16 protein-coding genes and 2 tRNA genes are annotated in these 21,286 nt (G+C 69.3%); 11 read left to right on the top strand and 7 right to left on the bottom strand.

Translation table 11 applies throughout. The annotated features are described in order from the left end of the window. The first annotated feature begins 53 nt into the window (after nt 1-53). The gene (locus tag AC1DVI_RS28880; RefSeq protein WP_476960896.1) at nt 54-434 is read left to right on the top strand and encodes a hypothetical protein; all 381 of its coding nucleotides are present in this window, start codon (nt 54-56) and stop codon (nt 432-434) included. A 319-nt stretch (nt 435-753) separates the two neighbouring features. Here AC1DVI_RS28880 and AC1DVI_RS28875 read toward each other — a convergent pair whose 3' ends face one another. Both AC1DVI_RS28875 and AC1DVI_RS28870 read right to left on the bottom strand, forming a co-directional pair. Next, complete coding sequence (locus AC1DVI_RS28875) at nt 754-1,236, bottom strand: MarR family winged helix-turn-helix transcriptional regulator (protein ID WP_170295963.1); 483 nt, start codon at nt 1,234-1,236, stop codon at nt 754-756. Between the two features lie 117 nt (nt 1,237-1,353). Continuing rightward, nucleotides 1,354-1,542, bottom strand: a complete 189-nt coding sequence (locus tag AC1DVI_RS28870; RefSeq protein ID WP_476960895.1) for a hypothetical protein — start codon at nt 1,540-1,542, stop codon at nt 1,354-1,356. Between the two features lie 534 nt (nt 1,543-2,076). Here AC1DVI_RS28870 and AC1DVI_RS28865 point away from each other — a divergent pair. The 8 genes from AC1DVI_RS28865 to AC1DVI_RS28830 all read left to right on the top strand — a co-directional run bounded on the left by AC1DVI_RS28865 (nt 2,077) and on the right by AC1DVI_RS28830 (nt 15,477). Beyond that, nucleotides 2,077-4,956 carry a hybrid sensor histidine kinase/response regulator gene (locus tag AC1DVI_RS28865; RefSeq protein ID WP_476960894.1) on the top strand — a complete coding sequence of 960 codons (2,880 nt, stop codon included), beginning with the start codon at nt 2,077-2,079 and terminating at the stop codon, nt 4,954-4,956. 298 nt (nt 4,957-5,254) lie between these two features. Continuing rightward, nucleotides 5,255-5,341, top strand: a tRNA-Leu gene (locus AC1DVI_RS28860). A gap of 30 nt (nt 5,342-5,371) precedes the next feature. Continuing rightward, nucleotides 5,372-5,447 (top strand) — tRNA-Ala (locus tag AC1DVI_RS28855). Nucleotides 5,448-5,700: 253 nt separating this feature from the next. Next, entirely contained in the window at nt 5,701-6,015 is a 315-nt protein-coding gene (locus AC1DVI_RS28850) for a hypothetical protein (protein WP_035677092.1), read from the top strand. An 80-nt stretch (nt 6,016-6,095) separates the two neighbouring features. Next, a complete protein-coding gene (gene treZ / locus AC1DVI_RS28845) occupies nt 6,096-11,750 on the top strand; it encodes a malto-oligosyltrehalose trehalohydrolase (RefSeq protein ID WP_476960893.1) in 5,655 nt (1,884 codons plus the stop codon). Between the two features lie 112 nt (nt 11,751-11,862). After that, entirely contained in the window at nt 11,863-14,631 is a 2,769-nt protein-coding gene (treY, locus tag AC1DVI_RS28840) for a malto-oligosyltrehalose synthase (protein WP_476960892.1), read from the top strand. A gap of 5 nt (nt 14,632-14,636) precedes the next feature. After that, on the top strand, nt 14,637-15,116 hold the full coding sequence (locus tag AC1DVI_RS28835) for a cupin domain-containing protein (protein WP_476960891.1): 480 nt from the start codon (nt 14,637-14,639) through the stop codon (nt 15,114-15,116). A gap of 202 nt (nt 15,117-15,318) precedes the next feature. Continuing rightward, on the top strand, nt 15,319-15,477 hold the full coding sequence (locus AC1DVI_RS28830) for a hypothetical protein (protein ID WP_476960890.1): 159 nt from the start codon (nt 15,319-15,321) through the stop codon (nt 15,475-15,477). A gap of 66 nt (nt 15,478-15,543) precedes the next feature. Here the strand turns inward: AC1DVI_RS28830 and AC1DVI_RS28825 are convergent, their stop codons facing one another. Further along, nucleotides 15,544-16,020, bottom strand: coding sequence for a response regulator (locus AC1DVI_RS28825; RefSeq protein ID WP_476960889.1), 477 nt, complete (start codon nt 16,018-16,020; stop codon nt 15,544-15,546). Between the two features lie 214 nt (nt 16,021-16,234). On the opposite strand from AC1DVI_RS28825, the gene AC1DVI_RS28820 reads away from it, so the two are divergent. Next, complete coding sequence (locus AC1DVI_RS28820) at nt 16,235-16,453, top strand: hypothetical protein (protein ID WP_476960888.1); 219 nt, start codon at nt 16,235-16,237, stop codon at nt 16,451-16,453. A gap of 24 nt (nt 16,454-16,477) precedes the next feature. Here AC1DVI_RS28820 and AC1DVI_RS28815 read toward each other — a convergent pair whose 3' ends face one another. After that, entirely contained in the window at nt 16,478-16,654 is a 177-nt protein-coding gene (locus AC1DVI_RS28815; RefSeq protein WP_476960887.1) for a hypothetical protein, read from the bottom strand. A gap of 168 nt (nt 16,655-16,822) precedes the next feature. Between AC1DVI_RS28815 and AC1DVI_RS28810 the strand changes: the two genes are divergently transcribed. Beyond that, nucleotides 16,823-17,524, top strand: coding sequence for a glutathione binding-like protein (locus tag AC1DVI_RS28810; RefSeq protein WP_476960886.1), 702 nt, complete (start codon nt 16,823-16,825; stop codon nt 17,522-17,524). Between the two features lie 47 nt (nt 17,525-17,571). Here the strand turns inward: AC1DVI_RS28810 and AC1DVI_RS28805 are convergent, their stop codons facing one another. The 3 genes from AC1DVI_RS28805 to AC1DVI_RS28795 all read right to left on the bottom strand — a co-directional run. Next, a complete protein-coding gene (locus AC1DVI_RS28805) occupies nt 17,572-18,357 on the bottom strand; it encodes a 3-hydroxybutyrate dehydrogenase (protein WP_476960885.1) in 786 nt (261 codons plus the stop codon). Between the two features lie 68 nt (nt 18,358-18,425). Beyond that, nucleotides 18,426-20,390 carry an acetoacetate--CoA ligase gene (locus AC1DVI_RS28800; RefSeq protein WP_476960884.1) on the bottom strand — a complete coding sequence of 655 codons (1,965 nt, stop codon included), beginning with the start codon at nt 20,388-20,390 and terminating at the stop codon, nt 18,426-18,428. 48 nt (nt 20,391-20,438) lie between these two features. Next, a partial coding sequence (locus tag AC1DVI_RS28795) for a branched-chain amino acid ABC transporter permease (RefSeq protein WP_476960883.1) occupies nt 20,439-21,286 on the bottom strand: 848 nt, incomplete at its 5' end.

Genomic DNA, 21,286 nt, shown 5'->3' with positions numbered 1-21,286 from the left:
TACCCATCTTTCTTACGGCGGCGCCCCGTCCCGCGCCGCGGCGGAGGTGTGCCATGATCCCCTTCCCGGCTTCAGCGCGGCTGTGCGCGCTGCTCCTTCCCGTCCTTCTGATGATCCCGGCTCCGGTGTTCGCCGGCGGCTGGCATGGAGGGAATTTCTTCGGCTTCAGCATTTCGCTGCCGCTGGCCTTCGGCTTTCCGCCCCCCGTCTATGTTCCACCGCCGCCCGCAATCTATCCGCCCGTGGTCTATGTACCGGTTCCCCAGCCCGTCCCGGCAGCACCGCTGGCCACCCGGACCTCACCCACCTATCTCGGCCCCGGCGGACGCTATTGCCGCGATTTCCAGATGCCCGGCGTCGTCGGCGGACGCCCTGCGACGCTGGTCGGAACCGCCTGTCTGGACCCCGACGGGCAATGGCGGGTGATCGGCTGACGGAACGGGCTGCGAGCAGGCAACTCTATCCGCAATATCGGGATATCCCCAGAAGCTGTGGGTAACTCTGTGAGCGAATCCGGGGGCAACCTGTGAGCATGGCCGTGAATCCACGGCCCTGACCAAATTGCCTAAATTTCAGGCACTGCTGAAATGGCGGAATTGCCCGGCTTTTGTGGGTTTTGACGGTTCCAAACGGGTCCGGAAAAACAAAAAAGCAACATTCGCAGAGTCAAGCACGGCGTTCAGGTGAATGTGCATAACTTGGGCTAACCCGGACCATTGGCTCCACCCACCGTTTCAGCCGCAACGCCCGGTTTCACGCACCCAGGCGGGCCAGCAGATCGGCCAGCCGGTGCCGTTCGTCCGCGGACAGGCGCCCGGTCAATTCGGCCTCCGCCCGCGCGATGGCCGGTCCGGCCGCCTCCACCACCCGGCGCCCGCTGTCGGCCAGCCTGACGAGGTTGCGGCGACGATCCAGGCTGTCGGGGCTGCGCAGGAGATAGCCGCGGTCGATCAGCCGCACCACCACCCCCTGCATGGTGGCGGGGTCCATTGCGATGCTGCGGCCCAGTTCGATCTGCGACATCGGCCCATGCTGGTGCAGGGCCGCCAGCGCCGCCCATTGCGGCGCCGTCAGGTTGAAATCGGTCAACGCATCGCTCAGCATCGCCGTGGCGCGCTGATGGACGCGGCGGATGCGGCTGTGGATGGACTCGGCGGGGACGGTGCAAAGGGCGACGTCGCAACCCTCCCTGCCGTCGGCACCATCGTTGCCGGCCATTTCGGTCGGGAAAGCCATGAACGCGGCGGCCTCGTGTCAATGAACGACACTTTGGCCTTTAACACCGATCTGTGTCGGTTGTGTTTCAGGAGCGGCTTACTACGTTACCGTTTTGAAATATGACGAACGCTCAGGTCACTCCGCCGCTTGATGGATCGCCGCCGCCGCCCGGTCCCGGGTCTCCCGCCGCTCCAGGTCGATGAGTTCGACCATTCGGCGCTCAACGGCGACCAGATACTCACGGGTTTCCAACCCGCGGCATTCCCGGCTGTGCCGGCGCAGCAAGGTGATGGCCTGGTAGGAGGGGGTACGGCTCCACGGCATGGTCGGCTCACGCGGAAGGACGGTGGTGGGGGCACCTATTACAACAGAGAAATATTACGCGAATGCGAGAGGCGCCATGAAAATTCTTCGTTGCGCATGGGACCCAGCTTTGCTCGGAGCGGTTACTTATGGCGAAGTCCAGACGCATCGGGCTCAGGCCTGCGTGCCAAACGAGATGCCTGTGGGAGAGGCGATGCCCATGGTCACGTCCGATTCGTTGATGGTTGCGAGCGCGCTCGCCTTTCTGGTGACGGTGATGTCATGATCCGACGCCCCTGAGCGCCGTCGTGACCACCTTGCACTGCGCGCTGGCCGGCTTCCTTCTTCGGCACCGTTGAGGAGCACCCCGGTTCCGAAGCAAAATGGAGTTATCCGGCCCGTTAGTCGTTGCATCTCCGCCCCCATGTGGCATGAACACCTGGTGGAGTTTGAAGAACATCCACCGCCGACGGCCCTGTTCCGGCTGCCGCCTGCGCCGGTTCGGCCTGTCCGGGCGCAAGGGTGGCGGCTCTCCTTCATCAGATTCTCTTGGCGATGCCCCATTATCTGCGTCTGTTTCTCTTGCTCGTGGCGGCCGTGGTGCCGCTCGCGGCGCTCCAGTTCATGACGCAGCACAGCTTGCGGCAAGATCGGGAGAACGAGGTGCGGAACGACACCCTGCGCCTTCTCGACCTGCTGGACGCCGAGCAGCAGCGCATCGCCGCGGAGGCGCGGCAGGTGCTGGCGACCATCGTCGAGTCCGGCGTGCCGCAGGCCGGAGCGCCGGACTGCCAGCCGACCATGGACCGGCTGCGCGCCCGTTATCCCGCCTATCTGTCGGTTGAGGTGGCCGACCGGGAAGGCCGGGTGTGGTGCGCGACCGATCCGGTTTCGCTGGGCGTCAATCTCGGCGGCATCCGCACCTTCCAGAACGCGCTGACCACCGGCGCCTTGACGACGGGGGAGTACGGGCTGCGCGATCCCAACCGGCGCCCCATCCTGCCCTTCCGGCTGGCCTACCCAGCGCCGGCCGGCGGGCCGGGCGGCGTGGTGACGGTGCTTCTCGACGCCCGCTGGCTCGAAGAGAATCTGGGCAGCCGCCCCCTGCCTCCGGGCATGGAGATTGTGATCGCCGACCGCCAGGGCCACGCGGTGGCCCGCCTCCCGGAGACGCCCGACGCCATCGGTCAGCCCCTGCCCACAGCCATGCTCCAGGCCATGCATGCGGCGCGGGGAACACGGTCGGCGGCCGTCTTCGACATCGGCGGAACGGAGCGGATGGTGGTGTCCGCCCCCCTGGACACCGGCACCCGCGAATCGATGATCGCCATCGGGATCGACCGCGACGCCGCGATGCAACCGGTCCGGGACGCCATGCTCTTTTCGCTGGCTCTGTTCGGCGGCGTGCTCTTGCTGACCTGCCTGGGCGCCGCCTGGGGCATGCGGCAGTTCCTGCGCGTGCGCGAACGGATGCTGGAAACGGTGGTCGACAAGGCGTCGGTCCTGGAGAGCACGACGGACGCCGTGGCCGAACTCGACCGGTCCTGGCGGGTCGTCTTCGTCAACGAGCGGGCACGGACCCTGCTGCCCGATTCCGGGGACTCCATCGGCCGGAACGGACGCCAAGCCTTCGCGGAACTGATGGCCGGCGAGTCCGGGCGGACCCTGCAGCAGGCCATGGAGAGCCGCGAAGCGGTGGAGTTCGAGACGCGGGGGCCGCGCAGCGGCGTCTGGTTCGCCGTCCGCGCCTTCCCCTCGCGCAAGGGATTGGCTCTCTACTTCCGGGACGCCACGGAGCGCCGGCGCCTGGAGGACGAGCGCACGCTCCTGACCCGGCAACTGGAGGCGGAGCGCAGCCTGCTGACGGCCATTCTGGACCATCTGCCCTCGGGGCTGCTGGTGGCGGAGGCGCCGAGCGGGCGGATCGTCAAGGTCAACGACACGGCGCTTCGCCTGCTCGGCGGACCGCCGCCGCCCGCCGCCGGCTGCGGCTGCGACGGCACGCGGGCCTGCGACGGCGGCGCCTGCTTCGGCGATGGGCGTTGCCCGCTGTCCCGCGCCCTGCGGCAGGGCGAGACGGTGGAGCAGGAGGATTTCCCCTACACCCGGCCTGACGGCGGCGCCATGACCCTGTCGGTCAGCGCCACCCCGGTCCGTGCCCCCGATGGGCGGGTAACGCTGGCGATCTGCACGTTGCGCGACGTCGGCGAGCGCAAGGCGATGGAACTGGCGCTCCAGCGCGCCAAGGAGGAGGCCGACGAGGCCAATCGCGCCAAATCGAAATTCCTCGCGGCGGCCAGCCATGACCTGCGCCAGCCGATGCAGTCCATGTTCCTGTTCACCGGCATCCTCCACCGCTTCATCAGCGACGAGCAGGGGCAGCGCAGCCTGGACATGCTGGAGCGCGGCCTGGACACGCTGAAAGGGCTGCTGGACAGCCTGCTGGACGTCTCGCGGCTGGACGCCGGAGCGGTCGATCCGCGCGTGGAGCCCTTCGCCCTCAACAGCCTGCTGGATGAGATCGCCGCCTCCTACGCGCCGATCCTGGAGAGCAAGAAGCTGGCCTTCCGCATCGTGCAGGACCGCACGGCGACGGTGCGCAGCGACCGCGTGCTGCTGGGCCGCATGGTGCGCAACCTGCTGGAGAACGCCGTCAAGTACACCGAGCGCGGGGCGGTGCAGATCGCCGTCCGGACCCTGGACGACACGGCACCGGGCGGTCTGGCGCGGATCGAGGTCAGCGACACCGGAATCGGCATCCCGCCCGACCAGCTGACCCGGATCTTCGCGGAGTTCCACCAGATCAACAACCCGGAGCGGGACCGGGCGCGCGGCCTCGGGCTCGGGCTCGCCATCGTGCAGCGCCTGTCGGCGATCCTCGACCATCCCGTGGAGGTGAAATCCCAGCCGGGCCGCGGCTCCGTCTTCGCCATCACCGTCCCTCTGGCCGCCGTGGAGGCGCTGCCGCCGCCGCCACCGACCGCCTCCCTCTTCACCGGCGGCCGCGACGCCCCGCGCGCCCTGCTGGTGGACGACGACGCCATCGTCCTGCTGGGGCTGCGCGACATGTTCCGCGAATGGGGGTACGAGGTGCTGATTGCCGGCTCCGCCGACGAGGCCGTGGCAAAGGTCGAGGCGGACGACCGCATGCCCGACGTGATGCTGGTCGACTACCGCCTGCGTGAAGGGCGCGTCGGAACGGAGGCGGTGGTGCGCGTCCGCGCCATGGCCGGATGGGACGTGCCCGCCATGATCCTGACCGGGGAAGCCGGTCCGGAATGCGAGACGGACGCCGCCGCGCACGGGCTGGAAGTGGTCCGCAAGCCGGTGACGCCGCGCCAGCTCCGCCGCGTCCTCGACCGCGCGATGGCGAAGCAGTCCAAAAGGACGGCGGACAGCATGACGGGTGCGGAGGGCGAGCGTCTTCCGCTGTAGAAGGCACCCGACCGCCGGAAAAGAAAGCGGCCCGCCGTCCGGTTGAACGGCGGGCCCTTGAGGTGCAAAACAGGGAGGCACACGCCCTTGGGGCAAGCTGAAGATAGCAACGGCGCCCGCTCCGCGCGAAAGGGGGGAAGTCGTAGCGTTCGGCGTGTTCGGAGTGCACCGAAGGGAGCGGACGCCCTCCCCCGAAAAAATGATGGCCTTGAAAGATTTCGCTTGAGCGCCGACGGCGGCACGGCTATATCAGCGCTCCCGCGTCGCCCCAAGGGATGCGGGACAAAGAGCAGACGATGCGCTTGTGGCGGAATTGGTAGACGCGCTAGGTTCAGGTCCTAGTGGCTGAAAGGCCGTGGGGGTTCGAGTCCCTCCAAGCGCACCAACACTTCTTGTGTTGGTCTGATCGACAAGTGGGGCCATAGCTCAGCTGGGAGAGCGCTACAATGGCATTGTAGAGGTCAGGAGTTCGATCCTCCTTGGCTCCACCATCATGAAGCCAGCAACCTTGACGGGTTGCTGGCTTTTCCTTTTTTCCGGCTTCCTGCTTTCGCTCTGACCCCGACAAGGCCTCACCGGGCTTTCGGGAACAGGCGCTCCAAAGCGCCTCTGAATCCGGACCGCCTTTGAAAGCGTAAGCGCCCTCTACCACCCGTTCAGTTGACGGGACATCGGCTTGCGGCGGGGGCACAACGGGCCATTTTCAGTGTTCTAAAGCACAGATGCCGTCAGGAGCGTGCCTTCATGAATCCCCGGTTGCTCGCCGAGGTGCTGGAACCCGTGCTGAACGCCGCGGAGAAGGACGACGCGGCGATGCTCGACGCCGTCAATCTGTCGGCGGAGGCGTTGGCCGCGCTCGGCGCGGTCATCCTCGACCGCGACGGGCGCCCGGCCGACGGCGTGTCCGACGAACGCGCGGTCGTCGCCGCGCTCAACACCCACGCCCACACGCTGATGCAGTGCGGGCGGCTCGACGACGTGGTCGAAGCGTTGCAACTGGCCGAACGGATCGGCCGGCTGGGCCGCCTGCCCCACCATCCGCGCATGTCCGACGGCTAGCCACCTACGGTCAGGCGGGAGGAACACCGAACCGCCCCGGTTGTTGTGCGAGCCGTGCCGCCCAACAGGGGAGACGTGTCTTGCCGACAGCGCCCAAATCGAACGTTTTTTCCGGCCCCATCGAGGGCGAGGCCCTGTCCCTGCTTCAGGACAAACTGCTTCCCGGCTTCCTGACCGGACGGCGTTGGTACGCCGCAAAGGACGCCGGCACGCCCACCGTGCGCATCGTCGATGCGCTGCCGCTTCCGCTGGCCTCCGGTTCCGCCCAGCTCTGCCTGTTGCGGGTCGAGGCACCGGGGCGCGAGCCGCAGCTCTACCAGCTTCCCCTGGTGCTCGACCGGGGCGGCCAAAGCGACGACGGCAAGGCCGACACGGCGGACCCCTTCGCCATCGCCGGCCCCGACGCGCTCCCCTGGACGGGCAGCCTGCGCGACGGCTACGGCGACGAGGAGGTGGTTCGCGCCCTGCTCGACGGCATCCGCAAGGGCGGGGAGAGCGGGGGCCTGCGCTTCGGGCAAAGCCGCGCCCTCGACGCCGCGAAGGGCGCGTTGGGCAACGGCGCGGCGCTGCGCTGGACCGGGGTGGAGCAGTCCAACACCTCCGTCCGCGTCGGCGACGCGGCGATCCTGAAGGGCCTGCGCAAGCTGGAATCCGGCACCCATCCTGAGTTGGAGGTCGGCCGCTTCCTGACCGAGGTCGCCAAGTTCCACAACACCCCCGCCCTGCTCGGCTGGGTGGAGCGCACCGGCGACGGCGAGGCCGCCACCCTGTGCATCCTGCAGGAGCTGGTCCCCGACGCCCGTGACGCCTGGAGCCACGTCACCGCCGCCCTGGCGGAGCGCGTCGAACGCTTCGACGACGACACGGCGGACGACGTCGCGCTGATGACCTTCATGCGCCGGCTGGGCCGCCGCACCGCGGAGATGCACCGGGCCCTCGCCACCCCCGGCGGCGGCGACGCCTTCACGCCGGAGCCGGTGACCCCCGCCATGCTGACGGGTTGGGCGGACGGCGTCCGCACACTCGCCCGCCGCGTCCTGGGCCAGCTGCGCGAGGCCGCCCCGCGGCTGAACGCCGACCTCGCCCCCTACGCCGCGTCTCTGGCCGACAGCGAGGCGACGGTGATGCGGCAGATCGAGACGCTGACGCCGCCGCGCGGGACCTTCCACGCCATGCGCCTGCACGGCGACTATCATCTGGGGCAGGTGCTGGCCGGCAAGGACGACCTGTTCATCGTCGATTTCGAGGGCGAGCCGATGCGCCCTCTGGCCGAACGGCGGGCCAAGCACTGCATCCTGCGCGACGTGGCTGGAATGCTGCGCTCCATCACCTACGCCGCCGCCGGGGCGCGGGCCGCCCTGCCCGGCGACCTGGACGAGACGGCGCGCGGCGCCCGCACCGCCTGGCTGAATTGGTGGGAGGGCGAGGCCGCATCCGCCTTCGTCGCCGGCTACCGCGAGGCCATCGGCGATTGCCCGGGCTGGCCCACCGACGCGGCCACCGCTACGCAGCTTTTGAAACTCTTCCTGCTGGAGAAGGCGCTCTACGAGATTGGCTACGAACTGGCGAACCGGCCCGACTGGCTGGCCATCCCGCTCGCCGGGGCGATCGGCATCCTGGGCGCCGACGCCGGGCCGGAGGTCGCCGACCGCGCGTCCGGCCCGGTCGGGCTGGCCGCCCCCGGCGCCACCCGCCTCGGCGAGGCGCGCGCCCACGCCATGCCCTTCGGCGCGCAGGTGCAACCCGACGGCTCCGTCCGCTTCACCCTGTGGGCGCCGGGGACCGAGCAGGTGTCGCTGTGGCTGGAGGACACCCAGGCCCTGCTGCCCATGGTGCGGCGGGCCGACGGCTGGTTCGAATGGACCACCGCCCAGGCCCAGGCGGGCACCCGCTACCGGTTCGAGCTTCCGGACGGGTTGCGCGTGCCCGACCCGGCCTCCCGCCACCAGCCGGAGGACGTGCACGGGCCGAGCGAGGTGATCGACCCCACCGTCTACCGTTGGACCGACGTCGCCTGGACCGGCCGCCCGTGGCACGAGACGGTGCTGTACGAGCTTCACGTCGGCACCTTCACCGAGGAGGGCACCTTCCGCGCCGCCATCGACAAGCTCGACCACCTCGTGGAGCTTGGCGTCACCGCCATCGAACTGCTGCCGGTGGCCGATTTCCCCGGCGCCCGCAACTGGGGCTATGACGGGGTGCTGCCCTACGCCCCGGACGCCGCCTATGGCCGCCCGGAGGATCTGAAGGCGCTGGTCGACGCCGCCCACGCCAAGGGGCTGATGGTCTTCCTCGACGTCGTCTACAACCACTTCGGGCCGGACGGGAACTACCTCCACGCCTACGCCAAGGCCTTCTTCACCGACCGGCACAAGACGCCCTGGGGCGACGCCATCAACGTGGACGGTCCGCGCAACGCCACGGTGCGCGACTACTTCATCCACAACGCGCTCTATTGGATCGAGGAGTTCCACATGGACGGGCTGCGCTTCGACGCGGTCCACGCCATCCTCGACGACAGCGACAAGCTGTTCCTCCAAGAGCTGGCAGAGCGCGTGCAGGACGCCGTGCGCTGCCGCCGCCACGTCCATCTCGTTCTGGAGAACGACGAGAACGAAGCCCATCTGCTGGAGCGCCACCCGGAGGGCGACCCGCGCTGGCACACCGCCCAGTGGAACGACGACCTGCACCACTGCCTGCACGTCTGGGCGTCCGGCGAGGACGCCGGTTATTACGCCGACTACGCCGGCGACGCGGTGAAGCTGGCCCGCGCGATGGCCGAGGGCTTCGCCTTCCAAGGGCACGCCTCCTCCTACCGCGGCGGCGAGGCGCGCGGCGAACCCTCGGCGCATCTGCCGCCGACCGCCTTCGTCACCTTCATCCAGAACCACGACCAGATTGGCAACCGCGCCTTCGGGGACCGCATCACCCGTTTCTCGCGGCCCGAGGCGGTGCGGGCGGCGAGTTCTCTCTATCTGCTCGGGCCGGGCATCCCGATGCTGTTCATGGGCGAGGAATGGGCGTCCGATCGCCCCTTCCCCTTCTTCTGCGACTTCGCCGACGAGTTGGCCGAGGCCGTGCGCAACGGCCGGCGGGAGGAGTTCGCCAAGTTCCCCGAATTCCAGGACCCTGCGGTGCGCGACCGCATCCCCGACCCGACCGCGCCGGAGACCTTCCAGTCGGCCAAGCTCGACTGGGACGACCGCGACCGGGGTGAGCACGGCGCGTGGCTGGACTGGTACCGCCGCATCCTGGCGGTGCGTCGCAAGGAGATCGCGCCGCGGCTGGAGAGCGCGCCCGGCGGAGCGTCCAGCCACGAGGTGATCGACGGGCGGGGCATCCGCGTCTCCTGGCGGCTGGGCGACGGCAGCCGCCTGCATCTCCTCGCCAACCTGTCCGACACGCCGGTGGATGGCATGGGCGAGGCCGTGGGCCGCGTTCTGTGGACCGAGGGCGACGGCCTTGATGCTGGAACCATGGCGCCGTTGTCCGTCCTGTGGACCATCGAGGAGACGACGGCGCTCGACCGGCTCGGCGAGCGGATGGGGATCGAGACGCACTACACCGGCGCGTCGGGCGAGACCATCCAGGCGTCGGAGGGCACCATCCGCGCCCTGCTCGCCGCCATGGAGGTCGACGCCGACGACCCGGAGGAGGCGTTGGCGGCGCTGGAGCGGCGCGAGCTGTCCCGCCCCCTGCCGCCGGTGGCGGTGCTGCGCATCGACCGCCCGCCCTTCGCCGTCACCGTCACCCTGCCGGAAGGCAGCGGGACGCTGCGCTGGACCCTGACGCTGGAGGGCGGGGGCGACCGCAGCGGCGAGGCCGATTTCGGCGACCTGCCGCTGGTCCGCAAGGCCGGCATGGGTGAACAGCGCTTCGAGGTGCGCCGCCTCGACCTCGGCGCGGCTCCGGCGCCCGGCTACCACCGGCTGCGGCTGGACGTCGACGGCCTGCGGGCGGAACATCCCAGCCTGGAGACGACGGTGATCGCCGCCCCCGCCACCTGCCATCTGCCCGCCCCGCTCCAGATGGGCGAGCGGATCTGGGGCCTGTCGGTCCAGCTCTACGCCCTGCGCTGCGCCGGGGATTGGGGAATCGGCGACTTCGGCGACCTCGTCAACGTCGCGGAGATGGCGGCGGCGCGCGGGGCGGGCATCGTCGGGCTGAACCCGCTGCACGCCCTGTTCCTCGACCAACCCGATCAGGCCAGCCCCTATTCCCCGGCGAGCCGGCTGTTCCTCAACCCGCTCTACATCGACGTGCTGGCGGTGCCGGAGCTGATGGGCTGCGCCGAGACCCGCGACCTGATCGCGGACGAGAGCTTCCTCAGCGCGGTGCAGGCGGCGGGGGCCGCCCCGCTGGTCGATTACGCCGCCGTGGCGGCGCTGAAGCTGCCGGTCCTGGAACGGCTGTTCGCCCATTTCCAGACCGAGGGCAGCGCGGAGCGGCGACGGGCGCTCGCCGCCTTCCGGGCCGAGCTGGGCGAGGGGCTGGACCGCTTCTGCACCTTCCAGGCCCTTCGCGAGCGTTTCGCCAAGGACGGCACGCCCGACTGGCGTCGCTGGCCGGAGGAGTATCGGGACGCCACCTCCCCCGCCGTCCGCCGCTTCGCCGAGGAGCAGCGGAAGCGCATCGACTTCTTCGTCTGGCTGCAATGGCTGGCCGACAGCCAGTTGCAGGCGGCGGCGGAGCGGGCGCGGGAGCGCGGCATGGCCGTCGGCTTCTTCCGCGACCTCGCCGTGGGTGCGGACAGCGGCGGGGCGGAGACCTGGGCCGACCCGCATGTGGTGGTGGCGCAGGCCCATGTCGGCGCCCCGCCCGACCTGTTCAACCCGGCCGGGCAGGACTGGGGCCTGCCGCCCTTCCACCCCCACGCGCTGCGCGAGGGCGGCTACGCCCGCTTCATCGAGCTTCTGCGCGCCAACATGCGCCACGCCGGAGCGCTGCGCATCGACCACGCCATGGCGCTCCAGCACGTCTACTGGATACCGGAAGGGCACCCGCCCTCCGAAGGGGCCTACGTCGCCTACCCGATGGACGACCTCCTCGGAATCCTGGCCCTGGAGAGCCAGCGCAACCGTTGCCTCGTCGTCGGCGAGGATCTGGGCACCGTGCCCGAAGGATTCCGCGAGCGCATGGCGGAGGCGGGTGTCCTGAGTTACCGGGTGATGTTCTTCGAATGGACCGAGGACGGCGGGTTCCGCGGCCCCGACGACTACCCCTACGCGGCGCTCGCCACGGTGGGCAGCCACGACCTCGCCACGCTGCGCGGCTGGTGGGAGGGGCACGACATCACGCTGAAGGAGGAGCGCGGACTCTACCCCGCCGAAGGCGAGGCGGAGCGCCAGCGCGACCGCCGCAAGGCCGAACGCGCCCGCCTGCTGGAAGCGCTCGCCGACGCCTACCTGCCGCTGCCCGCCAGCTTCGGCCCCGACAGCCCCTACAGCGAAGCGCTCGGCCACGCGGTGCACGCCTTCCTGGCCCGCACCGGCTCGGCCATCGCCATGGTCCAGATGGACGACCTGACCGCCGAGCTGGAGCAGGTGAACCTGCCCGGCACGGTGGACCAGTACCCCAACTGGCGCCGCAAGCTGCGCCTCGCGCTGGAGGACATGGCCGACTGCCCGCAGGCCGGCGCCATCGCCGCCATCATGGCCGCCGCCCGGCCGGCGGCGGTGGCCGATGGAAAAAAGAACGATACCCCCCTCTCCCCCCTGGGGAGAGGGTTGGGGTGAGGGGGTTGCGCTTTTGCCGAACACACCACCACGCGCAACCCCCTCACCCTCCCCTCTCCCCACAGGGGAGAGGGAACACCCTTCAAGGGACCACCCTTCAGGAGACCAACCCATGGCGGCGGACGCCGAAAAGCCGATCCCCCTGGCCACCTACCGCGTGCAGTTGCGCGCCGAGTTCGGCTTCGACCGCACCGCTGGAATCGCCGACTACATGGCGCGGCTGGGAGTCAGCCACCTCTACGCCTCGCCCTACATGAAGGCGCGGCCGGGCAGCACCCACGGCTATGACATCGTCGACCACAACGCCCTGAACCCGGAGCTGGGCAGCGAGGAGTCCTTCCACGGCATGGTGGAGGCGCTGAAGCGCAACGGGCTGGGCCAGATCCTCGACTTCGTGCCGAACCACATGGGCGTCGGCGGGTCGGACAACGGCTGGTGGCTGGACGTGCTGGAATGGGGGCCGGACAGCCCCTACGCCGGCTATTTCGACATCGAGTGGGAGCCCGACCGCCGCTATCTCCACGGCAAGGTGCTGGTGCCGCTGCTGGGCGACCAGTTCGGCGCGGTGCTGGAATCCGGCGGGCTTGAGCTGCGCTTCGACAAGGAGGCCGGCGGCTTCGCCGTCTGGGCCTACGACACCCACAAGCTGCCCATCCGGCCCGCCGATTACGGCACGATCCTCGGCGACGACCAGCCGGACCTGGAGCGCATCGGCGACGCCTTCCGCCACCTCGACCAGGTGCGCCCGCACCAGATCCGCCGCGCCAACGCCCTCAAGGCGGAGCTGGCCGCCCTGGTCTCCGAGAAACCCGACGTCGCCGAGGCCGTGGAGCGCCGGCTGAAGCGCTTCCGCGGCGAGGAGGGCGAGCCGGAGAGCTGGCGCCGCCTGACCGACCTGATCGCCGCCCAGAACTGGCGCGCCGCCTATTTCAAGGTGGCGGCGGACGACATCAACTACCGCCGCTTCTTCAACATCAACGAACTCGCCGGCCTGCGCATGGAGGAGCGGGAGCTGTTCGACGTCGCCCACCGGCTGGCCTTCAAGCTGGTCGACGACGGCACGCTGGATGGGCTGCGCATCGACCACATCGACGGCCTCTACGATCCCCAGGGCTATTGCGAGCGGCTGGCCCAGGCGACGGAGCGGCCCTTCTATCTGGTGGTCGAGAAGATCCTGGCCCGCCACGAACGGCTGCGCGAGGACTGGCCGATCGACGGCACCACCGGCTATGAATTCGCCAACCTGATGGGCGGGCTGTTCGTCGACCCGAAGGCGGAGGAGGCCTTCACCCGCCTCTACGCCGACTTCACCGGGCGGCGCGAGAGCTTCGACGAGGTGGTGCGGACCAGCAAGATCCGCATCATGGACAGCGAGATGTCCAGCGAGCTTCACGTGCTGGCCCGGCAGGCCTCGCGCATCGCCCGCGCCAACCCGCGCACCGCCGACTTCACCGCCAACATCCTGCATCAGGCGCTGAAGGAGACCATCGCCCGCTTCCCGGTCTACCGCACCTACGTGGACTGGCGCGGCGTCAGCGAGCTGGACCGGCGGAGCATCGACTGGGCGATCACCCAGGCGTGCAAGGCCGATCCGAACACCGACGGCTCCGCCTATGATTTCCTGCACAGGCTGCTGACCACCGATCTGGTGGCCCAGCCGCGCAGCGGCTACAGCCGCCAGCAGGTGCTGCGTTTCGCTATGCGCTTCCAGCAGTACAGCGGCCCGGTGATGGCCAAGGGGCTGGAGGACACCGCCTTCTACCGCTACAACCGGCTGGCCGCGCTGAACGAGGTGGGCGGGCACCCGGAGCATTTCGGCGTCGGCACCGCCAACTTCCACCACGCCAACGCGGAGCGCGCCGCCCGCTGGCCGCACGCCATGCTGGGCAGCACCACCCACGACACCAAGCGCGGTGAGGACACCCGCGCCCGCCTCTACGCTCTGTCGGAAATGCCGGAGGAGTGGGAGCGACAGATCCAGACCTGGAGCCGCCTGCTGCGCGCCCGCCGCGGCGACGTGGAGGGCACCGCCCCGCCCGACCGCAACGACGAGTATCTGTTCTACCAGCTCCTCGTCGGCGCCTGGCCGGCGGAGCTGACCGGGGCGGACCCCGCCAGCCTCGACCCGCAGGCGATGACGGAGTTCGCGGAACGCCTCGCCGGCGCCATGACCAAGTCGATGCGCGAGGCCAAGGTCCACAGCACCTGGGCCGCTCCCGACGAGGCCTATGAAAGCGCCATGACCAGCTTCGTCCACGACGCGCTGGATGTGACGCGCAGCAATGCCTTCTTCGACGCCTTCCTGCCCTTCCAGGCGCGGCTTGCCCGCGTCGGCATGGTCAACGGGCTGACCCAGACCCTGCTGAAGCTGACCAGCCCCGGCGTGCCGGACATCTATCAGGGCTGCGAGCTGTGGAATTTCAGCCTCGTCGATCCCGACAACCGGCGCCCGGTGGACTACGACGCCCGGCGCCGTCTGCTCGACGAAGTCGAGGGGGTGGCGATCGGCAGCCTGCTGGACCGCTGGCAGGATGGGGCGGTAAAGCTCTCCCTGACCCGGCGCGCCCTGGCCCTGCGGGCGGCCATGCCCGACCTCTTCGCCAAGGGCGAGTACCTGCCGCTGGAGGCGACGGGCGAGCGGGCGGAGCATGTGGTGGCCTTCGCCCGCCGGCTCGGCGACGACATCGTGGTGGTCGCCGCCCCGCGGTTGGTGGGGGCGCTGGGCGAGGCTCCGGACTGGGGCGACACCTCCGTTCCGCTGCCGCGCGGGCAGCGCTGGCGCAACGCGCTGACCGACGGGACGCTGGAGGCCGCCGACGCGGTGACCGCCGCCGACCTCTTCCGGGACTTCCCCGTCGCCCTGCTGGTGCGGGAGGGGTGAGTTCCATGGACCGCAACCCGCCGCCGCGCCGCGCGCTCGTTCCCATCGACCAGCGGCTGATCGGGGACGACCCCGGCAAGCCCGCCGTCTTCGGGACCGTGCTGTCAGGCGACCCTCAGGAGAGCTTCCTGAACCTCTACGACGGTGGCGGGGGGCGGTTCGCCTGCGGGGTGTGGCAATGCACGCCGGGCACCATCGCCATGACCGACTGGCCCTATGAGGAGTTCTGCGTGCTTCTGGCCGGGCGGGTGGTCATCACCCCCCGGGACGGCGCGCCGCAGGAGCACGCGCAGGGCGACGCCTTCGTCATCCCCAGGGGCTTCACCGGCGTCTGGGAGGTGCGGGAGACGATCCGCAAATACTACGCGATCGAGAAGCCGCTCGGTCCCCGCGCCGCCGTTGGACGGATGCTGCGCGCCCCGCTGTCGCTGGCCCGGCGGCTGTTGCGGCGGGGCGAGCCGGCGCTGGCCCGCGAGGGCTTTTGATGACCGGCCCGAGGGGGCTTCTGAAGGAGGTCACCGGACAGGGCTGCCTCACAAAATACCCGATTTCTTCGGTCGGGATTGATCGAATCCCTTCGCCACGCGTTATTCCAAAGGACAGGCGCCCGATCCGAGAAACGAGAGGCGCCTCATCGGACCATTCCTGCACCACGGGACGCGACCACAGACGGACGGGAGACAAGTCATGAGCGATCATCGCCAGTGGGTCGAGCTGGACCCCAGCAACGGCTTGGAAAACACCAAGCCGCAGGACGGGCAATCCGCCGCGGCCCCAGCGCAGAACTCCGCGCAGCCGGCGGAAGCCCCGGCATCGGGCGGTCCGGAAGAGACTCCGGACCGCTGACCAACGGTCATTGTCTAAGGGCACTGTTTAAAGCATGCGAAAATGGCAGGGCGGGGCCTCAGGGCTTCAGCCCTGCCGCCGCATGGGCTGTTGTGCGGGTTGGGGTGCCGGCTGCGGCACTGTGGCGGACACGCGCTCGGGCCGCCCGAAGAGTTCCAGCGCCGGGGGGATGGAGGACGGGCGCAACCCCGCCAGGATTTCCCCGACGGCCCCGACCGCATCGACCAGCGCGTCGGGCATCACCGGCTTGCGCAGCAGGCCGACCGCGAAATCGCGCGCCTCCTCGCCGCGGTGGTCGAAACCGGTGATCAGCAGGGAGGGGATGTTGTGCTCCTCCCACAGCTTGCGGGCCAGCGTCAGCCCGTTCTCGCCTCCGGCCAGATAGACGTCCACCAGGGCAAGATCCGGCTGTTCCCGGACCCCCAGCCGCGTCGCCTTGGCGGCGTCGCGCAGAGGGCCGACGACCGTGTATCCGGCATTCTCCATCACAGCCTTGATGGCGGGCCCGATCAACGGGTCGTCTTCGACGACGAGCAACTTCACGGCATCTGTTCCTTGTTGGCGGACGGCACGGACCGACGTGGCCCGCAGCGCCCATGTTTGTCGATGCGGTGCATCAATCAAGGGGCTGATTGCGCGCAATGGAGCGAGCCGGCGGGGCACCGAACGGGCAATGCCATCCGGAGAAGCGAACCCGCCGCCCTCTTTGCGTGTTTGAGACAGTCCAAGCGTGATGCAACCTCCGTGGGAGTCCTGCATGAAGTTCATCGAATTCACCGACCGCGCCGGGGCGCCGGTTCTGATCAACGCCGCGGGCGTTCTGTACCTGCGCGGCACCGAGGGGGAGCGGACCGAGATCACCTTCGCCGGACGCTCCGAACCGCTGGTGGTCGCCGCCCCGCTGGACGAGGTGGCTCAAACGCTGGAAGACGCCACGCCGCAACCTCCCGACCCCACCCTGGCGCTGGTTTCGTGACCGGTCGGTCGTGACGGGCCGGCCTTACACGTCGTAGATCGGCCCTGGCGTGGACGTGTTGGCGCCTCCGCGCTTCCGCTCCTCCTTTTCGGTCAGTTCGGCCTCGCCGCCCTGGTCGGGCGTGACGGTGCCTTCACGGGCCTCGTCGATCCGGTCGTCCTTGCGCTGGGGCTGGGTGGCGGGTGTCCGGTCGTCGCTCATGACGGTCCTCATGATGATTGTCGGTTCACCGTATTCAACATTTCGGGGGCCGCGACGTTGCGCCCGTTGCCTGCCCCTTCCGGAGGGCTGATCCGCGCTCGGCGCGGGTTGCCTGAAACCGTTCGCTCCATCACCTTTCGGGGCTGGAGACAAACCGGAAGGACCGCCATGATCGACCTTCACTACTGGCCGACCCCCAACGGGCACAAGATCACGCTGTTCCTGGAGGAGGCCGGGCTGGATTACACGATCCATCCCGTGGACATCTCGGCCGGGGACCAGTTCAAGCCGGACTTCCTGGCGATGTCCCCGAACAACCGCATGCCGGCCATCGTCGACCGCGCTCCGGCCGACGGCGGGGAGCCGGTGTCCGTCTTCGAATCGGGCGCGATCCTGATTTATCTGGCGGAGAAGACCGGCAAGTTCCTGCCCGCCGACCTGCGGGGCCGCAAGACGGTTCTGGAGTGGCTGTTCTGGCAGGTGGGGGGCCTCGGCCCGATGGCCGGGCAGAACCACCATTTCGTGCAGTACGCGCCCGAACAGATCCCCTACGCCATCGACCGCTATGTGAAGGAAACCAATCGCCTCTACGGCGTCCTGAACAAGCGTCTGGCCGGCCGCGCCTTCATCGCCGGGGACGCGCTGACCATCGCCGACATGGCCTGCTACCCGTGGATCGTCCCGCACGAGCGGCAGCGCCAGAACCTCGCCGACTTCCCCGAATTGAAGCGATGGTTCGAAGCGATCCAGGCCCGCCCGGCGACCGTCCGCGCCTACGAGAAGGGTGCGGAACTGGCCAAGCGCCCCTCGGTCACCGACGAGGGCAAGAAGATCCTCTTCGGCCAGACAGCCGCCAACATCCAGAAGTGATGATGAACCCCTCTCCCGCCCCGAGACGGGAGAGGGCTTCAAAGTCCTTACTGCGCGGTCCAGCCGCCGTCCATCAGCAGGCTGGCGCCGGTCATCTGCGCGGCCGAGTCGGAGCACAGATAGACCGCCAGCCCGCCCAGCTCGTCCGGCGTCACGAAGGCGCCGGAGGGCTGCTTGGCGCCGAGCAGTTCCGCCTTCGCCTGCGGCTCCGGGATGTTCTTGGTCGAGGCGATCGCGTCGATCTGCTTCTGGACCAGAGGGGTCAGCACCCAGCCCGGACAGATGGCGTTGCAGGTGACGCCGGTGCCCGCCGTCTCCAGCGCCACCGTCTTGGACAGCCCGACCACGCCGTGCTTGGCCGCGACGTAGGCCGCCTTGTTGACCGACGCGACGTGCCCGTGCACCGAGGCGATGTTGAGGATGCGCCCCCAGCCGCGCCGCTTCATGCCCGGCAGGGCGTGGTGGATGCCGTGGAAGACGGCGGACAGGTTGAGCGCGATCACCGCGTCCCAGCGGTCCGCCGGAAAGTCCTCCACCGGGGCGACGTGCTGGATGCCGGCGTTGTTCACCAGCACATCGACGGAGCCGAACGTCTCCTCCGCATAGCCGATCAGCGCGGCGATCTCCGCCGGCTTGGACAGGTCGGCGCCGTGATAGCCGACGCGCACGCCGAACTCCGCCGCCAGACCGGCGCGCAGCTCCTCGATGGCGGCGGCGTCGCCGAAACCGTTCAGCACCACGTCCGCCCCGGCTCCGGCCAGCGCCCGCGCGATGCCCAAGCCGATCCCGCTGGTCGAGCCGGTGACCACCGCGACCTTCTGAGTCAAGGTCATGGCTTATCCTCTGTTGTCGTGTTGGTTTGGGTGCCCTCCCCCCGCCCGGGGAGAGGGCTGGACGCCGGTCAGCCTTCCAGTTCCGGGCGCTCGCGGAACTCGTCGAGCGCCATGGGATTGGCCAGCGCCTCGGTGTTCTTGATCGGACGGCCGTGCACCGCGTCGCGCACCGCCAGTTCGGTGATCTTGCCCGAGCGCGTGCGCGGGATGTCCTTGACCGCCACGATGCGCGCCGGGACGTGCCGCGGCGAGCAGTTCTCCTTGATGCGCTTGCGGATCGTGTCCTCCAGCGCCTTGTCGAGGGTCAGCCCCTCGCGCAGCACCACGAACAGGATGACGCGCACGTCGCCGTCCCATTCCTGGCCGATGCACACCGCCTCCAGAATCTCCGGAAGCTGCTCGACCTGCCGGTAGATCTCCGCCGTTCCGATGCGCACGCCGCCGGGATTCAGCACCGCGTCGGAGCGCCCGTAGATCACCCAGCCGCCATGCACCGTGCGCTCGATGAAGTCGCCGTGCGTCCATACGTTGGGGAAGCGCTCGAAATAGGCGGCCCGGTACTTCGCCCCGTCCGGGTCGGCCCAGAAGCCCACCGGCATGCAGGGGAAGGGCCGCGTGCAGACCAGTTCGCCCTTCTCGCCGCTGACCGCGTGGCCGGCGTCGTCGAAGGCCGCCACCGCCATGCCGAGCCCCGCCGTCTGCAATTCGCCCGCCCACACCGGGGCCGTCGGGTTGCCCAGCACGAAGCAGGACACGATGTCCGTGCCGCCGCTGATCGAGGCCAGATGGATGTCCGCCTTGATCGCCCGGTAGACGTACGCGAAGTTCTCCGGCATCAGCGGCGAGCCGGTCGAGGCCAGCGCGCGCAGCGTGTCCAGCCGGTGCGTGCGCATCGGCTCCAGCCCCGACTTCTCGGCCTGCTGGATGAACTTGGCCGAGGTGCCGAACAGAGTCATGCCCTCGGCGTCGGCGTAGTCGAACAGGATGTTGCCGTCCGGCGCGAAGGGCGAGCCGTCGTAGAGCAGCAGAGTCGCCCCGGCGGCCAGCCCGGAGACCAGCCAGTTCCACATCATCCAGCCACAGGTGGTGTAGTAGAACACCCGGTCGCCCGGCTTCACGTCGCTGTGCAGCCGGTGCTCCTTGACGTGCTGGAGCAGCGTGCCGCCGGTGCCGTGGACGATGCACTTGGGCTTGCCGGTGGTGCCCGACGAATAGAGGATGAACAGCGGGTGGTTGAAGGCCACCCGTTCGAAGCTCGGTTCCGCCGCCGCGAAGGGGGCGATGAAGTCGCCCCAGGTGACGCCGCCGCGGATGGCCGAAACGTCCGGCGTCTCGTTGACGTAGGGGATGATGACCGCGGCCTTGACGGTGGGCAGCTCGGTCAGCACCTGGGCGATCTTGGCCCGGATGTCGTGGCTCTTGCCGTTGTACCAGTAGGCGTCGGGTGCGAAGAGGACGGTCGGCTCGATCTGGCCGAAGCGGTCGGTGATGCCCTGGGCGCCGAAGTCGGGGGAGCAGGAGGACCAGATGGCCCCCAGGCTGGCCGTGGCGAGCATGGCGGCCAGCGTTTCCGGCATGTTGGGCACGACGGCGGCGACGCGGTCGCCCTTGCCGACGCCCGCGGCCTTGAGCGCCTGCTGGAGGCGGGACACCTCGGCCTTCAGTTCGGCGCCGGACCAGCGGCGCTTGACCTTGTCCTCGGCCCAGAAGACGACCGCCTCGCCTTCCGGCGCGTTGGCGAGCATGTTCTCGGCATAGTTCAGGCTGGCCTCGGGGAACCAGCGGGCGCCGGGCATCTTGTCGCCATCGGCCAGCGCCACGCCGCCGAGATCGCCCTTGAGTCCGGCCCACTCCCACAGGAAGCGCCAGAAATCCTCCTTGCCGGCGACCGACCAGTCGTAGAGCGCGTCGTAATCGTCCAGCCGCAGCCCGAAGCGGGCGCTCGCGGCCTGCCGGAAAGCCGTCAGGTTGGAGGCGGCCACGCGCGCCTCCGACGGGGTCCACAGCGGCTGATCAGAGAGCGGTTGATCCATCGTGCGGTTCCTGGTTCTTGGCTTTTTATGCCGTTCGGTTCTTGACGTTCAGCGGCGGCCGAAGCGGGCCTGGAGTTCGCCCACGATACCACGCCGGAAGACCAGCACGCAGACCACGAAGATGGCGCCGATCACCACCGGAACCGGCATGCTGGTGGCCGCCAGATAGCTTTCCAGAGTGACGACGATGGCCGCCCCGACCACCGGGCCGAGCAGCGTGCCCATGCCGCCGAGCAGCGTCATCAGCACCACCTCGCCGGACATCTGCCACGTCACGTCGGTCAGCGAGGCGAGCTGGAAGACCAGCGCCTTGGTCCCGCCGGCCAGACCGGCGAGACTCGCCGACAGCACGAAGGCCAGCAGCTTGTAGCGCTCCGTCCGGTAGCCCAGCGACACGGCGCGCGGCTCATTCTCGCGGATCGCCTTCAGCACCTGGCCGAAGGGCGAATGCACCGCGCGCCATACCACCGCGAAGCCGACCAGGAACACCGCCAGCACGAAGTAGTACATGGACAGCGAGTTGTTCAGGTCGATGACGCCGAACAGATGCCCGCGCGGCACCGCCTGGATGCCGTCCTCGCCGCCGGTGAACTTGAGCTGCAGCGCCATGAAGAAGACCATCTGCGACAGCGCCAGCGTGATCATGGCGAAGTAGATGCCCTGCCGGCGGATCGCCAGTGCGCCGAAGGCGAGGCCCAGCAGGGCGGAGAAGCCCATGCCGAGCAGAATGCTGACCTCCGGTCCCAGCCCCCAGACCTTGGCGGAATGGGCGGTGATGTAGGCCGCCCCGCCGAAGAAGGCGGCGTGGCCGAAGCTCAGCAGCCCGGCGAAGCCGATCAGCAGGTTGAAGGCGCAGGCGAACAGCGCGAAGCACAGCACCTTCATCACGAAGACGG

The organism is Azospirillum sp. P4_B5 (genome assembly GCF_056402275.1).
Note: the sequence above shows the minus strand (reverse complement) of the source record. Positions and strands in the feature narration are given on the sequence as shown.